Annotated in this window: 13 protein-coding genes; 9 read left to right on the top strand and 4 right to left on the bottom strand. The window is 58.1% G+C overall.

What is annotated here, in order from left to right; genetic code table 11:
- The first annotated feature begins 64 nt into the window (after window positions 1-64).
- The 6 genes from AC1ME2_RS09575 (at window position 65) to garD (ending at window position 8504) form a co-directional block, all read left to right on the top strand.
- Window positions 65-1801, top strand: a complete 1737-nt coding sequence (locus AC1ME2_RS09575; protein WP_480440695.1) for an ABC transporter ATP-binding protein/permease — start codon at window positions 65-67, stop codon at window positions 1799-1801.
- Window positions 1802-1899: 98 nt separating this feature from the next.
- Window positions 1900-2649, top strand: coding sequence for a FadR/GntR family transcriptional regulator (locus AC1ME2_RS09570; RefSeq protein WP_480440693.1), 750 nt, complete (start codon window positions 1900-1902; stop codon window positions 2647-2649).
- Between the two features lie 303 nt (window positions 2650-2952).
- A complete protein-coding gene (gene kdgD / locus AC1ME2_RS09565; protein WP_480440692.1) occupies window positions 2953-3864 on the top strand; it encodes a 5-dehydro-4-deoxyglucarate dehydratase in 912 nt (303 codons plus the stop codon).
- A 64-nt stretch (window positions 3865-3928) separates the two neighbouring features.
- Window positions 3929-5374 carry an aldehyde dehydrogenase family protein gene (locus AC1ME2_RS09560; RefSeq protein ID WP_480440691.1) on the top strand — a complete coding sequence of 482 codons (1446 nt, stop codon included), beginning with the start codon at window positions 3929-3931 and terminating at the stop codon, window positions 5372-5374.
- A gap of 190 nt (window positions 5375-5564) precedes the next feature.
- Window positions 5565-6938: an MFS transporter gene (locus tag AC1ME2_RS09555; RefSeq protein WP_480440690.1), complete on the top strand. Its 1374-nt coding sequence runs from the start codon at window positions 5565-5567 to the stop codon at window positions 6936-6938.
- Between the two features lie 12 nt (window positions 6939-6950).
- Window positions 6951-8504, top strand: a complete 1554-nt coding sequence (gene garD / locus AC1ME2_RS09550; RefSeq protein WP_480440688.1) for a galactarate dehydratase — start codon at window positions 6951-6953, stop codon at window positions 8502-8504.
- A gap of 57 nt (window positions 8505-8561) precedes the next feature.
- Here the strand turns inward: garD and AC1ME2_RS09545 are convergent, their stop codons facing one another.
- Window positions 8562-9443 (bottom strand): LysR family transcriptional regulator, encoded by an 882-nt coding sequence (locus AC1ME2_RS09545; protein ID WP_480440687.1) that lies wholly within the window; start codon window positions 9441-9443, stop codon window positions 8562-8564.
- Between the two features lie 138 nt (window positions 9444-9581).
- On the opposite strand from AC1ME2_RS09545, the gene AC1ME2_RS09540 reads away from it, so the two are divergent.
- From AC1ME2_RS09540 to catA, 3 genes are read left to right on the top strand one after another with little or no spacing between them, the layout of a single operon-like run.
- Complete coding sequence (locus tag AC1ME2_RS09540) at window positions 9582-10730, top strand: muconate cycloisomerase family protein (RefSeq protein WP_480440686.1); 1149 nt, start codon at window positions 9582-9584, stop codon at window positions 10728-10730.
- A 13-nt stretch (window positions 10731-10743) separates the two neighbouring features.
- Complete coding sequence (gene catC, locus AC1ME2_RS09535) at window positions 10744-11034, top strand: muconolactone Delta-isomerase (protein ID WP_480440684.1); 291 nt, start codon at window positions 10744-10746, stop codon at window positions 11032-11034.
- 54 nt (window positions 11035-11088) lie between these two features.
- Window positions 11089-12018, top strand: coding sequence for a catechol 1,2-dioxygenase (catA, locus tag AC1ME2_RS09530; RefSeq protein ID WP_480440683.1), 930 nt, complete (start codon window positions 11089-11091; stop codon window positions 12016-12018).
- A gap of 971 nt (window positions 12019-12989) precedes the next feature.
- Here catA and AC1ME2_RS09525 read toward each other — a convergent pair.
- From AC1ME2_RS09525 to AC1ME2_RS09515, 3 genes are all read right to left on the bottom strand, one after another.
- Window positions 12990-13760 (bottom strand): alpha/beta hydrolase family protein, encoded by a 771-nt coding sequence (locus tag AC1ME2_RS09525; RefSeq protein ID WP_480440681.1) that lies wholly within the window; start codon window positions 13758-13760, stop codon window positions 12990-12992.
- The gene (locus AC1ME2_RS09520; protein ID WP_480440680.1) at window positions 13750-14868 is read right to left on the bottom strand and encodes a DUF3182 family protein; all 1119 of its coding nucleotides are present in this window, start codon (window positions 14866-14868) and stop codon (window positions 13750-13752) included. The genes AC1ME2_RS09525 and AC1ME2_RS09520 overlap by 11 nt, the downstream gene beginning before the upstream one ends.
- Before the next feature lie 103 nt (window positions 14869-14971).
- Complete coding sequence (locus tag AC1ME2_RS09515) at window positions 14972-15553, bottom strand: hypothetical protein (protein ID WP_480440679.1); 582 nt, start codon at window positions 15551-15553, stop codon at window positions 14972-14974.
- Window positions 15554-15560 lie beyond the last annotated feature (7 nt).

The raw sequence follows: 15560 nt of genomic DNA, 5'->3' as shown, positions 1-15560 counted from the left end.
AGAACCATGCCGATCATCTATGATCGGCCCCACGCGTGTTCTCTTTCCCAATAGAGCTTGAAAAATGAATCGCAACGCCGAGTATTCTGCGGTCAATGACGCCGTACGAGGAGAGTTTTTCCGCCGCGTCTGGAAGCTGATAACGCCGTACTGGCGCAGTGAAGAAAAGGGCATGGCCTGGCTACTGCTGGTCTCCGTGATCGCGCTTTCGCTGTTCAGCGTGGCGATCTCGGTGATGATCAACAGTTGGTACAAAGATTTTTATAACGCGCTGCAAGAGAAAGACCTGGCGGCGTTTACCCACCTGATTCTGTATTTCTGTGGGATCGCCACGGTGGCGATTCTCGGTGCGGTGTACCGTCTCTACCTGACGCAAATGCTGACCATCCGCTGGCGGCGTTGGCTGACCGAGCAGCACTTTACCAAATGGCTCAGCCACAAAAACTACTACCAGTTGGAACAACACGGCTACACCGATAACCCTGACCAACGGTTATCCGAAGACCTCAACAGTTTCACTTCCAGCACCCTCAGTCTGGCGCTGGGTTTGATCCGGACCGTGGTCAGTCTGGTGTCTTTCTCGATCATCTTGTGGGGCGTGTCGGGCAGTATCGAGTTCTTTGGCATCACGATTCCCGGCTACATGTTTTGGGCCGCGCTTCTGTATGCGGTAGTGGGCAGTTGGCTGACCCACAAAATAGGGCAGCGTCTGATCAAACTGAGCAACCAACAAGAACGTTACGAAGCCGATTTGCGTTTTGCACTGGTGCGGGTTCGTGAAAATGCCGAAAGCATCGCCTTCTCCAATGGCGAACCCAATGAAAATCAGCGGTTGAGTACGCGCTTCGGCATGATCTGGAGTAACTACTGGAACATCATGAAGGTCTCCAAACGGCTGACCTTCTTTACGGCAGGCTACTCGCAGATTGCCACCGTATTTGCGTTCGTCGTGGCGTCACCGCGTTATTTCTCCGGCGCTATCGAACTGGGCGGTCTGATGCAGATCAACTCTGCATTCGGCAACGTGCAAGAGAACTTCAGCTGGTTCATTGATGCGTACACCACGCTTGCCTCCTGGCGCGCCACGTGTGATCGATTGCTGAGCTTCCGGCAGGGCATGGCAGACAATGAAGCGCATGCCTCAACCATTAATCTGAACCGGGACGGTGATGGCCTGCGTTTCGACAATCTGGCGCTGAAACTGGCTGATGGCCGTGAGCTGTTGGCAGGCGCCAGCCTGAACATCGTTCGGGGTGATCGGGTCATGCTCAGCGGTCGTTCCGGCAGCGGCAAAAGTACCTTGCTGCGAGCGTTGGGTGGATTGTGGACCGATGGGCAGGGCAACGTAAAGTTGCCCGCCGAGCGTTATCTGTTTTTGCCGCAACGTCCTTATTTGCCGATTGGCACACTGTGCGAAGCGTTAAGTTATCCACAGCCACCCGAAACGTACCCAGCCGAGCGCTTTGCTCAGGTGCTTGAAACCTGTCGCCTGATGCACCTGGTACCCCGTCTGGATGAAAGTGATCACTGGCAACGCATGTTGTCCCCAGGCGAACAACAGCGTGTGGCCTTCGCCCGCGCGTTGCTCTATGCACCTAGCTGGCTGTACCTGGATGAAGCCACTTCAGCCATGGACGAGGAAGATGAGGCGGCGCTGTACCAGGCGCTGATCGACGAGTTACCAGGCGTGACCTTGCTCAGTATCGGCCACAGCAGTACCCTCAAACGCTTCCATCGACGGTATCTGCGCATTGACGATGGGCAATTGCGCGAGCAACCTCATCCTGAAGTGGTTGCCTGAAACCCATAGCCTGAAGCCTCCTGGGTTGTTACGAGTGTTATCGTACAACCCGGTTGAGCTATCATGTTTTTTTCGTCGCCTTGAGACATATGTTCGACATGGATAATCAGAGCCCTGCGCCTCGCGTTCGCAGAAAGCACCGCAGCCTTGCCCAGGAACTGGTCACTGAACTTTCCGAGCGGATTCGTGGCGGTCAACTTAAGCGCGGAGACAAGTTGCCGACCGAGTCGGCGATCATGCAAGAGCAGGGCGTGAGCCGAACGGTGGTGCGCGAGGCGATCTCGCGTTTGCAGGCATCCGGTCTGGTGGAAACCCGGCATGGCATCGGCACTTTCGTGCTGGACACACCGAGCCCGAGCGGCTTTCGAATTGATCCGGCGACCATCGTCACCTTGCGTGATGTGTTGGCGATTCTTGAGTTACGCATCAGCCTTGAGGTTGAATCCGCCGGATTGGCAGCGCAGCGTCGCACCCCGGAGCAACTCGCGGCGATGCGCTCAGCACTGGATGCTCTGATTGAGAGCGCGTCCCAGGCTGGCGATGCAGTGGCTTCAGACTTTCAGTTCCACTTGCAAATAGCCTTGTCCACCGGCAACCGCTACTTCGTCGACATCATGACCCACCTGGGCACCAGCATCATTCCGCGGACCCGGCTCAATTCGGCGCGTCTGGCTCATGATGATCAGCAGCACTACATGAACCGTTTGAGCCGCGAGCACGAAGAAATCTTCGAGGCCATCGCCCGCCAGGACTCCGACGCCGCCCGCGCCGCCATGCGCTTGCACCTGACTAACAGTCGCGAACGCCTGCGTCATGCCCATGAACTGGCGGAGTCGCAGCAAGCTTAGCAGGCAAGTCACAATTCCAATGTAGGAGCTGCCGAAGGCTGCGATAAGGCCGGAACGGCCTTCACACGATCAACCGTCGCAACCGGTCCCGTCGGACGCGACCCCGGGGTGATCGCAGCCTTCGGCAGCTCCTACATTTGAGTCGATGCAGTTTCCCTGACCGCTGATCGGCCTTCGCGCCCGCTAATCAAATTCCTGAACATCCCTCTTGAGTGATCTTATTTTCGGTTGTACGATGACGTACGACATCGGTTAAGACTGATGTGCTTTCTTCCACATTTGGCTATCCAGGGTGTTCGCATAATGAATCCACAAGAACTGAAGTCCATCCTCTCTTCCGGTTTGCTGTCATTCCCGGTGACCGATTTCAATGCTCAGGGCGATTTCCATCGCGCGGGCTATATCAAGCGTCTTGAGTGGTTGGCCCCGTATGGCGCCACTGCCTTGTTCGCCGCTGGCGGCACCGGTGAGTTCTTCTCCCTGGCGGCCAGCGAATATTCCGAAGTGATCAAGACCGCCGTAGACACCTGCGCGACCAGTGTTCCAATCCTGGCCGGTGTCGGTGGTTCTACCCGTCAAGCCATCGAATACGCTCAAGAAGCTGAGCGCCTGGGCGCCAAAGGCTTGCTGCTGCTGCCGCACTACTTGACTGAAGCCAGCCAGGACGGTGTTGCCGCCCACGTTGAAGCCGTGTGCAAATCGGTGAAAATTGGCGTGATCGTTTACAACCGTAACGTCTGCCGCCTGACCGCGCCGCTGCTGGAACGTCTGGCTGAGACCTGCCCGAACCTGATTGGTTACAAAGACGGTCTGGGCGATATCGAGTTGATGGTGTCGATCCGCCGTCGCCTGGGTGACCGTTTCAGCTACCTGGGTGGCTTGCCCACCGCCGAAGTCTACGCCGCGGCCTACAAGGCGCTGGGCGTGCCGGTCTACTCCTCGGCGGTGTTCAACTTCCTGCCGAAAATGGCGATGGACTTCTACCACGCCATTGCCCGTGACGATCACGCCACCGTTGGCAAGCTGATTGATGATTTCTTCCTGCCTTACCTGGACATCCGTAACCGTAAATCGGGTTACGCGGTGAGCATCGTTAAAGCGGGCGCGAAAATCGCCGGTTATGACGCCGGTCCGGTACGGACCCCACTGACCGACCTGACGCCTGAAGAGTTTGAAATGCTCGCAGCGCTGATGGACAAGCAGGGCGCTCAGTAAAAGACCGCATGAATCAAGGCCGCTGATCCGTCAGCGGTTTTTTGCCTTTTTCAGGAGAATGTCCGTGTCCGATTCAAAGCGTTTCGATAACTACATTGGCGGTGAGTGGGTTGCAGGTGCGACGTACTCTTCCAACATCAACCCGTCCGATCTGTCGGATGTGATCGGTGAATACGCTCAGGCCGACGTGGCGCAGGTTAATGCCGCCATCGACGCAGCCCGCGCCGCATTCCCGGCCTGGTCGACGTCCGGTATTCAGGCGCGTAGCGACTCGCTGGACAAGGTTGGCAGCGAAATCCTCGCCCGTCGCGAAGAGCTCGGTACCTTGCTTGCCCGTGAAGAAGGCAAGACCTTGCCTGAAGCAATTGGCGAAGTGACCCGCGCCGGCAACATCTTCAAATTTTTTGCCGGTGAATGCCTGCGCATCTCTGGCGACTACATCCCGTCAGTGCGTCCGGGCGTCAACGTCGAAGTGACCCGTGAAGCACTGGGTGTAGTCGGTTTGATCACCCCGTGGAACTTCCCGATTGCAATTCCGGCCTGGAAAATCGCTCCGGCGCTGGCCTACGGCAACTGTGTCGTGATCAAGCCTGCGGACCTGGTACCGGGTTGCGCCTGGGCACTGGCTGAAATCATTTCCCGCGCCGGCTTCCCCGCAGGCGTGTTCAACCTGGTGATGGGCAGTGGCCGTGTCGTCGGTGATGTGATCGTCAAAAGCCGCAAGGTCGATGGCATCAGCTTCACCGGTTCGGTCGGCGTCGGCCGTCAGATCGCGGTCGATTGCATTGCGCGTCAAGCCAAAGTGCAGCTGGAAATGGGTGGCAAGAACCCGCAGGTCATTCTCGACGATGCTGATCTCAAGCAAGCGGTCGAGCTGTCGGTGCAGAGCGCGTTCTACTCCACCGGCCAGCGTTGCACGGCATCGAGTCGCTTTATCGTCACTGCAGGTATCCACGATAAATTTGTTGAAGCCATGGCCGAGCGCATGCGTTCGATCAAGGTCGGTCACGCGTTGAAGTCCGGTATCGACATCGGCCCGGTCGTGTCCAAGGCTCAGCTCGATCAAGACCTGAGCTACGTCGCCATCGCGCAGGATGAAGGCGCACGCCTGGTGACGGGTGGTCAACTGGTCACCTGCGATACCGAAGGTTATTTCCTGGCACCGACCCTGTTCGCCGATAGCACCGCTGAGATGCGCATCAGCAAGGAAGAAGTTTTTGGTCCGGTTGCCAACATTGTTCGCGTTGCGGATTACGAAGCGGCACTGGCCATGGCCAACGACACTGAGTTCGGTCTGTCGGCAGGCATCGCGACAACGTCGCTGAAGTACGCCAACCACTTCAAACGTCATTCGCAGGCCGGGATGGTGATGGTTAACCTGCCAACGGCGGGTGTTGATTACCACGTGCCGTTCGGTGGTCGCAAAGGTTCGTCCTACGGTTCGCGTGAGCAAGGCCGCTACGCGCAAGAGTTCTACACCGTTGTGAAAACCAGCTACATCGGCTCGTAAATTGCGATGAATTGTAGGAGCTGCCGCAGGCTGCGATAAGGCCCGAAGGGCCTTCAGATATTGCCATGTCAGCGACCGTTTCCGTCGGACGCGACCCCGGGGCGATCGCAGCCTTCGGCAGCTCCTACACAAGCAATACGCAAAAAATGTTTTACCCGCACAAAAAAATAATTAGTGGGAGTACATGTACATGCAACAGTCTAAGCCGACCCACGTCCGCTATTTGATTCTGCTCATGCTGTTTCTGGTGACCACGATCAACTATGCCGACCGTGCCACCATCGCGATTGCAGGCTCCAGCCTGCAAAAAGACCTCGGCATCGACGCGGTTACCCTCGGCTATATATTCTCTGCGTTTGGCTGGGCCTACGTGGCCGGTCAGATTCCCGGTGGCTGGTTGCTCGACCGTTTCGGCTCGAAAAAAGTCTACGCCATGAGCATCTTCACCTGGTCACTGTTCACCGTGCTGCAAGGCTACGTCGGTGAGTTCGGTGTTTCCACGGCAATCGTTGCGCTGTTCATGCTGCGCTTCCTGGTAGGTCTGGCTGAAGCGCCATCCTTCCCCGGTAACGCCCGCATTGTGGCCGCCTGGTTTCCGACCGCTGAACGCGGCACCGCGTCGGCCGTCTTCAACTCTGCGCAGTACTTCGCCACCGTGCTGTTCGCGCCGCTGATGGGCTGGATCGTGTACACCTACGGCTGGCAGCACGTGTTCCTGGTCATGGGCTGCGTCGGCGTGGTGTTCTCGCTGATCTGGCTGAAAGTTATCCACAGCCCGCGCACTCACCCGAAGATCAACGAAGCCGAGTTCAACCATATCGCCAACAACGGCGGCATGGTCGACATGGACCAGGACAAAGGCAAAGGCGCCAGCGGCGGCCCCAAGTGGGATTACATGCGTCAGCTGTTGACCAACCGCATGATGCTGGGCGTTTACCTGGGCCAATACTGCATCAACGGCATTACTTACTTCTTCCTGACCTGGTTCCCGGTGTACCTGGTCCAGGAACGCGGCATGACCATCCTCAAGGCGGGCTTCGTTGCTTCGCTGCCCGCCATCTGCGGCTTTATCGGTGGGGTGCTGGGCGGAATCCTTTCCGACTACTTATTGCGCAAAGGCCATTCCCTGACGTTCGCCCGCAAGGCGCCGATCATCGGTGGTCTGCTGCTGTCGACCACTATCGTGGCCTGTAACTACGTTGATATCGAATGGATGGTGGTCGGCTTAATGGCCCTGGCCTTCTTCGGCAAAGGCGTGGGCGCGTTGGGCTGGGCGGTGGTGTCCGACACCTCGCCGAAACAGATCGCCGGTTTGAGCGGTGGCTTGTTCAACATGTTCGGCAACATCGCGTCGATCACCACCCCGATTGTGATTGGCTACATCATCAGCTCCACCGGCTCGTTTAAATGGGCCTTGGTGTTCGTCGGCGCCAACGCGCTGGTAGCGGTGATCAGCTATGTGGGGATCGTGGGTGAAATCAAACGCGTCGAATTGAAAGAACCGCCCACCAAAGGTCTCCCGCTTGATGGGCAGCCAGGCAGTCTTTCTCACGCAAAATCTTGAGGAGCGAGCGTCATGCAGTTGATTGAACATTCCGACTCGCCGCGCTACATCCGGTTGCACGAACTGGATAACGTTGTGGTGGTGGTCAATGACCAAGGTGTCCCTGCGGGCACGGAGTTCCCGGATGGCCTGGTCACCCTGGACTTCGTGCCACAAAGCCACAAAGTCACGCTGATGGACATCGCCGAAGGGGGGCCTGTCATTCGTTACGGGCAAACCATCGGTTATGCCTTGCAAGCGATTCCGCGCGGTAGCTGGGTCAGGGAAGATCAACTGCGCATGCCTACCGCACCACCGCTGGACAGCTTGCCGTTGTCCACTGACGTGCCGGAAAAACAGGCGCCGCTCGAAGGCTTTACCTTTGAGGGCTATCGCAACGCCGACGGTACGGTTGGCACGCGCAATATCCTCGGCATCACCACCACCGTGCAGTGCGTGACGGGGGTGCTCGATCATGCGGTCAAGCGTATTCGCGACGAGTTGCTGCCCAAGTACCCGAACGTCGATGACGTGGTGGCGCTGACCCATAGCTACGGCTGCGGCGTGGCGATCACGGCGACTGATGCTTACATCCCGATTCGCACCGTGCGCAATCTGGCGCGCAACCCGAACCTGGGAGGCGAGGCGCTGGTGATCAGTCTGGGCTGCGAGAAATTGCAGCCGGGGCAGGTGATGCACGAAAACGACAGCTCGGTGGACCTTGAAGACCCCTGGCTGTATCGCCTTCAGGATTCCAGTCACGGCTTCGTCGAAATGATTGAGGAAATCATGGCGATGGCTGAAGTGCGCTTGAAAAAGCTCGACCAGCGTCGTCGCGAAACCGTGCCGGCGTCCGAGCTGATTCTGGGCATGCAGTGCGGCGGCAGTGACGCCTTCTCGGGCATCACCGCTAACCCGGCGCTGGGTTACGCGTCGGATCTGTTGTTGCGGGCCGGGGCGACGGTGATGTTCTCCGAAGTCACCGAGGTGCGTGACGCCATTTACCTGCTGACCTCCCGCGCCGAAAGCAAAGAAGTGGCGCAAGAGCTGGTCCGTGAAATGGACTGGTACGACCGCTACCTGGCCAAGGGCGAGGCAGATCGTAGCGCCAATACCACACCGGGCAACAAGAAGGGCGGGTTGTCGAATATTGTCGAGAAATCCCTGGGCTCCATCGTCAAATCCGGCAGCAGCGCAATCAACGGCGTGCTTGGCCCTGGCGAACGGTTCAAGCGCAAAGGGCTGATTTTTTGTGCGACACCGGCCAGCGATTTTGTCTGCGGTACGTTGCAATTGGCGGCGGGGATGAACCTGCATGTGTTCACCACGGGGCGCGGCACGCCCTATGGTTTGGCCATGGCGCCGGTGGTGAAAGTGTCGACTCGTACTGAACTGGCCCAGCGCTGGCCAGACCTGATCGACATTGATGCCGGGCGTATCGCCACGGGGCGCGCGAGCATCGAAGACCTGGGTTGGGAGTTGTTTCACTTTTACCTGGACGTTGCCAGCGGCAAGAAAAAAACCTGCGCCGAAGCGCTTCGGCTGCACAACGACATCACCTTGTTCAACCCCGCGCCGATTACCTGAGATCGCGCTGAGCCCTTCGCAGCGGGACGCTTGCACAGGCACAACAAACCATGGATTTCACGCCATCAACAGCTCATCAATCAAACTCAAGCAATGAGTCAGGCTGGGCGTGACATCACCTATGCGTCGGCTGAGGATGATGGGTGAAGTGGCGTTTGATTCGAGCAAGGTGGTGTAGCCAATATCCACCCGGTGCAGTAATTGCACCGACGCGGGCACCAGGGTGATGCCGATGCCGGCGCCTACCAAACCAATTGCCGTTTGCATTTCGTTGGTCCATTGCACGACGTTGACGCTCAGGCCGTGGGCGGCGAATAGCGCCAGAATGTGGTCGGCATAACTGGGTCGCGGGTTGCCGGGGTACAGCACGAAAGGCTCGCGTGCCAGTTGCGCGAGTGTGGCGGGGCCAGCGAGCAGCGGATGGTTGGCGGGGAGGGCTGCGACAAGGCGGTCTTCGGTGAGGATGCGCTGATGGATCGCCGGGTCCTCGATGCGAATACGGCCAAAACCGATGTCGATGCGTCCCGCCTTCAACGCCTGGACTTGCTGCAGGGTGGTCATTTCCGACAGCCCCAGTTCCAGATCAAGCTGCTCATCGCTGCGCAAGCGACGGATCAACTCTGGCAGCACGCCATACAGGGTTGAAGGTGCGAAGCCGATGCCCATCCACGTCTTCTGGCCAGCGCCAATGCGTCGGGTATTGTCGCAGACCGTGCCTAGTTGATTGAGCAGGGTATGGGAATGCTCGTAAAAATAGCGCCCGGCCTCGGTCAGGCGTAACGGGCGACCGCGCTCCAACAGTACAACCCCGAGTTCGTCTTCGAGTTGTTGAATCTGCCGGCTCAACGGTGGCTGAGCGATGTGCAGCCGCTCTGCGGCGCGGGTGAAGTTCAGTGTCTCGGCGAGCACCTGAAAGTAACGCAGATGACGAAGTTCCATAGGGGCTCCTTGAGCAGGGCCTAGGGATTGACTCTGCATACCTTTAAAGTATCGAACAAGACTAATTCTATATTGGAAAGGTTAAAAAGGTCGGTTCAATATCGAGGTTGAAAACAAAAGAACCTAATGGGTATTGAAATGACTACTACCGTGATCACGTCGCTGGAGACGATTATCGTCGACCTGCCGACCATTCGCCCGCACAAGCTGGCCATGCACACGATGCAGAGTCAGACGCTTGTGGTGATTCGCGTACGTTGTTCTGACGGTATCGAGGGCATCGGCGAGTCCACCACCATTGGTGGCCTGAGCTACGGCAACGAAAGTCCGGAAAGCATCAAAACCAACATCGACACCCACTTGGCGCCCCTGCTGGTCGGCCAGGAGGCGGGCAATATCAACGCGGCCATGCTGCGCCTTGATCGCGCGGCCAAGGGCAACACCTTTGCCAAGTCCGGGATCGAAAGCGCACTGCTCGATGCGCAAGGTAAGCGCTTGGGTCTGCCCGTCAGCGAACTGCTCGGCGGCCGGGTCCGCGATGCGCTGCAAGTGGCCTGGACCCTGGCCAGCGGCGACACGGCGCGTGACATTGCCGAAGCCGAAAAAATGCTCGATATCCGTCGCCACCGGATCTTCAAATTGAAGATCGGTGCCGGAGAAGTGCACAAGGATCTGGCTCACGTCATCGCCATCAAACATGCCTTGGGCGACCGCGCCAGTGTGCGGGTCGACGTCAATCAGGCGTGGGATGAAGCGGTTGCCATCCGCGCTTGCCAGGTGCTGGGTGATAACGGCATCGACCTGATCGAACAACCGATTTCGCGTAATAACCGCGCCGGTATGGCCCGTTTGAATGCGCGCAGCCCGACGCCGATCATGGCCGACGAATCCATCGAATGCGTTGAAGATGCCTTTAATCTGGCCCGCGAAGGTGCGGCCTCGGTATTCGCCCTGAAGATCGCCAAAAACGGCGGCCCACGTGCTGTGTTACGGACGGCTGCGATTGCCGAAGCGGCGGGCATCGGCCTGTATGGCGGCACCATGCTTGAGGGGGGTATCGGCACGCTGGCTTCCGCTCACGCGTTTTTGACCCTTGCCAAACTGACCTGGGACACCGAGTTGTTCGGGCCACTGTTACTGACCGAAGATGTTCTGACCGAACCCTTGGTCTACCGCGATTTCCAACTGCACGTTCCACGCACGCCGGGCCTGGGTTTGAGCCTGGATGAAGACCGTTTGGCGTTCTTCCGTCGTGACAAAACGTCCATTGCCATCAGCGTTGCCTGAGGAGGCTATCAGCATGTTGTTCCACGTAAAAATGACCGTGAATATCCCGCTCGACGAGGCCCCGGAAAAAGTCGTCCGGCTCAAAGCTGAAGAGAAAGCGCTCTCTCAGCGTCTGCAGGAATCCGGCAAGTGGCGACACATCTGGCGCATCGCCGGGTTGTACGCCAACTACAGCGTGTTCGATGTCGACAGCGTTCAGGAACTGCACGACCTGCTGATGCAATTACCGTTGTATCCGTACATGGCCATCGAAGTGAACGCCTTGTGCCGTCACCCATCATCCGTTCGCGAAGACGACCGGTAATTAGCGTCTGTGCCTGCGTGCGCCCCTATAAATATAAAAGATGAGGATCTAACAATGACTGTCAAAATCTCCCAAACCGAAAGCGTCCAGCAATTCCTCAAGGAGGCCAGCGGTCAGCTCAACGATGCTGGCAACCCGCGGGTCAAGACGCTGGTGCACCGCATTCTGAAAGACACGGTAAACATCATCGAAGAACTGAGTGTGACCCCGGAAGAATTCTGGAAAGCGGTCAACTACCTCAATGAGCTCGGTGCTCGCCAGGAAGCAGGCTTGCTGGTTGCCGGTCTCGGTCTGGAACACTACCTTGACCTGGTGATGGACGCCGAAGACGAAGAAGCCGGCAAGTCCGGCGGCACGCCGCGTACCATCGAAGGCCCGTTGTATGTTGCCGGTGCGCCACTGAGCAAAACCGAAGCGCGTTTGGACGATGGCACTGACGCCGGGACGGTGTTGTTCATGAAAGGCCAGGTCAAGGATCTGGACGGCAAGCCCGTTGCCAACGCTATCGTCGATGTCTGGCACGCCAATACCGGTGGTACGTATTCGTACTTCGACCCTGCGCAATCCGAGTTCAACCTGCGTCGCCGTATCGAGACCGATGCCCAAGGCAACTATCGTTTTCGCAGCATCGTGCCGTCGGGTTACGGCTGCCCACCGGACGGCCCAACGCAACAGCTGCTCAATCAACTGGGTCGCCACGGTCAGCGTCCGGCGCATATCCACTTCTTCATCTCGGCCCCTGGCCATCGCCACCTGACCACCCAGATCAACCTGTCGGGTGAGCAATACCTGCACGACGACTTTGCCTACGCCACACGTGACGAATTGATCGCCGACATTCGCTTCAGTGAAGATCAGGCTGCAGCCCGTGCCTACGGCGTCGAAGGCCGCTTCGCCGAAATCGATTTCGACTTCACCGTGCAATCCTCCGACGCAGCGCAAGAGCAAGCCCGCATGGAACGGGTGCGCGCTTTAGAGAATTGATGGGCAGGTGTGAGGTGTAATCCACAGGCGCTTCGGCGCCTGTTTTTGCGTTGTCTTGCCACAGCCGGTGTAGGAGATCCTGCCCCGTCTTCGACGCCGCGCTGTCGCGCAGCAAACAGGGTGTTTGGTTCACTCTGAATTCCCGTGGGAGCAGGCTTGCAACTACGCGTCCCGCTGCGAAAGCGTTGGATCAGGTTCAAATATTCCGCAAGTCATGACACTCTTCGTTACACGACGGGCCTCTTCGCAGGCAAGTCAGTACCAATACAACACTGACCCAGCTTCTGGCCGCCAGGCCGTAGGAGCTGACTTGTCTGCGAAGACCATACAACGTGGTCCACCTGGCACACCCTCGACCCGCCAGGCCGTAGGAGAGACCGGGACGCGCAGTTTCGTTTACGAAGACCACACACCCTGGTCGGTCAGACACTCCGCGTCGCATGGCCTTCGAAGACAGGGCGGCATCTCCCATCAAACTTATTTTTAATCTTTTAAAAACAATGTGTTGGCGCTGTGTCTTGGGTGTATATCCGGCATTGGCGTGTGCTGGAATTACGGTTCCGCTCTTACAGCGTGTCACCTTTTACAAACGCCTAAAAGGTAACCCAAAACGCTTGCCCCTCCATACGGATCCTCGCTTAGGCTCGGACTTCCCTCGCTCCGGCGTTGCTCCGGGGGGCGCCGCAAGGGGCCATCCCTGGCCCCGTGCGGCTTACTCGGCATCCTTGCCTCGTCACCCCCTGCGCAACGCCTGCGCTCGGCCTTCTGGAAAAGGGGCCTGGCCGTAATTTGGCAGTCAATGCACACAAAATCCCAAAGGCAGATCAAAATCCTAATGAAATGGTTACCCCCGCCTACCCAGTTTGCAGCGCGACAGAGCGGCGTCGAAAATGGGGGCAATCTCATACAGTTTTTCGAAAATTTGACACTGTGTGCCTGACGCGGTGTATTAGATACGCCGCGACCGCAGGTCACGAATACGTCGCCGAGTGATGCGGGTAGTCCTCAAGACGAGCCCCGATGACCATTTCGCTGATCCAGTTAGTCAGCATCGAACTGTAGGCGCGCTGGCTGCTGTCGTTGGTCAGCGCGTGGTCGGCACCGTCGACGATGCGATAGGTCAGCGAGTGTGCCGTTTCGAAAGCGGTGCGGTAACTCATCAATGTGGCATGCGGTACGTAATCGTCCTGTTCGGATTCGATCAGCAACACGTCGCCTTTGAACGCCTTGCAGGCGGCCAGTGCGCGGTTATCCGCAGCAGTGACGGCCGAGCGTCGGTAGTGGGCGAGTTTGTCCCGATCCAACTCCTGCTTCGGCATGCTCCAATCAGCATCCCAATAGAGAGCCGGTACTCGCAACGCCATCCATTTTACCGGGCGCATCCCGCTGAGAATGGTTGCCAGATAACCGCCATAGCTACTGCCGATCACCGCAATCGCAGTGCTGTCTACAGCCGGATGACTGACCAGTCGGTCGTAAGCGGACAATAGGTCTTGCAGGTTATGTTCGCGCGACGTGCGGGCGCGCTGGTCGTGGGTGCGCTCATGGCCGCGTAAATCAAAGGTGAGGCACACGCAACCAAGGCCGGTGATGTTTTTTGCTCGCGCCAAATCCCGTTGCTGACTACCGCCCCAGCCATGCACAAAAAGAATGCCAGGCAGCTTGGCGCTGGGTGTCAGCAGCGTGCCGGAGATCGACTGGTTATCGACCGAAATCTCAATGCTTTCACTGCTAACGCTCATAAGGTTGGACCTTGGTGTATTTGGTAATGAAACCTACGTCGGAATCGTCGCCTTCGTACAGAACATTGGCGTCGGTTGGCAGCGTGGTTTCGCCATAGACTTCGTGAGTGGCACAACGAATGCGACGTAATGCGGGGTCTGCGGCAAACGCCAACAGGGCTTCAATCTCTGCCGCGCTGGCGCCGCCGATGCGCCAGGATTGTTCCAGCACGCCTGAACACCCGTGGCCTCGTGCGTTTTGGCCGTGGGCAATGTCGTAATTGCGCCTTGAGGCGAGAAATTCAGGGAAACAGGCGATGGCGGCCTGTTCATAGCGCATGGCCTGGGTCACTGAGCGCCTGATGGGCTCTTCCAGGCCGAGCTTGAGCAATTCTGGGTAATCGCCCACTACCACCCACAACTCGGAGCCGCCATAAACGGTCTCGCCCCGATTATCTTCGGTGAGGCTCTGCGTGCCGTAATAGCTGGCGGTCATCCCGGCAACCTGAACCTGGCCCACGCTGTAGGTGACAACGTCCTGCAGGTTCTCTTCCAGCACCAGGCCCCACGTCGCCATCTCCTGAAGGTCCTGCTCAGCGATGACCTCAGCCAGTTGCGCTTCGTGGGTCACCACTTTTTGCCCACGACCTGCCGTGGCCAACACCGGTTTTATCCTGACGGGCCCCAGAACCAGCAACAGGCGGCCAGCCCGTTGCGCGTCGGCCGGGTTGAACACGGTGAAACCTTCAAGCACCGCATCCTCAGCCCGTTGGCAAAATTGGTCGGACCAACCGACCGGCTGTGCCGTGGCGTTGTCCAGCAGCGGATGGGAAATCGCTTTGGTCGCCATGAAGGGTTGGTCGATCATGCCGCCAAAAAAATCATTGACGGAGCGAATGCCCAACGCGCTGTTTTGCGCCCGGCCTATCAATGTGTCCGAGGGAATGTAATAGAGCCCCGACCCTTTGTGCACAGCGCTGTCGTAAACCCCGGTAAACCTCGCGCCCAGCAAGTGTGCGATTTTTTCGGCCAATACCTGATGAACCACTGTTTCGTGGGTCGCGAGTTTTTTATGGGTGGGCAAAAGCACTACGTCGGTTTTTCCGGTGCTCGTTCTCGACCGGCTCATAAGGAAACATCAGTGTGAGCGGCTTTTTTCTTCTGCCTATCGGTGTACGTGTGTTTGTTTGCAGTCGGCATGTTCAATCTCCCAGCGTCATCGACCGGCGACATTAACTGCCCACAGGACAGGGCCCACCGGCCTCGGCCCAACGTTTGAACTGCGTCATGAACTCATCATGCGGTACCGAAACCGGCTCGCGATTGCCGCCAGGGTTCCAGCCCCACAGCACCAATTGGTCACTGTCCACGTGTTTGATCAGTGCTGCGAAATCCCGAGCGCCGTTGCTGGATCTGTCCTTGATCAATGTGCACAGTTGGTCGGCGGGCAACCCGATCCAGGCCATTTTATGGGCCGCCGGTGGCAGCGCCCAATGCGGTGCGCCCGGTGGTGCATGGGGGCCGAAGCTGGTGGGTGGATTCGCCTCGGCATGGCAGGTCGCGCACGGTAAGCCCGCAGCGCCTTTGCCGTCCTCGCCGCGAACCACATTCATTGCGTGGGGCAAACCGGCGTTGAACTGCAAGGGTGAATCACCGGGGATATGGCAGTTCTGGCAGCGAGGATGCTGGAACACTTTCTGCACAGTGGCGAAGGCCGCGATGGCCGCCTGCTGATCGTCTGCGATCAGGCTTGAGGCGTAGCCGCACAGGCCAAGCAGCAATAGGGTTGAAAGACGTGAGCGTGCGGTTTTCATCACAAAC

Source organism: Pseudomonas sp. ASL9 (assembly GCF_056680335.1).
The sequence above is the reverse complement of the archived record's forward strand: the minus strand, read 5'-3'. Positions and strand labels throughout refer to the sequence as shown.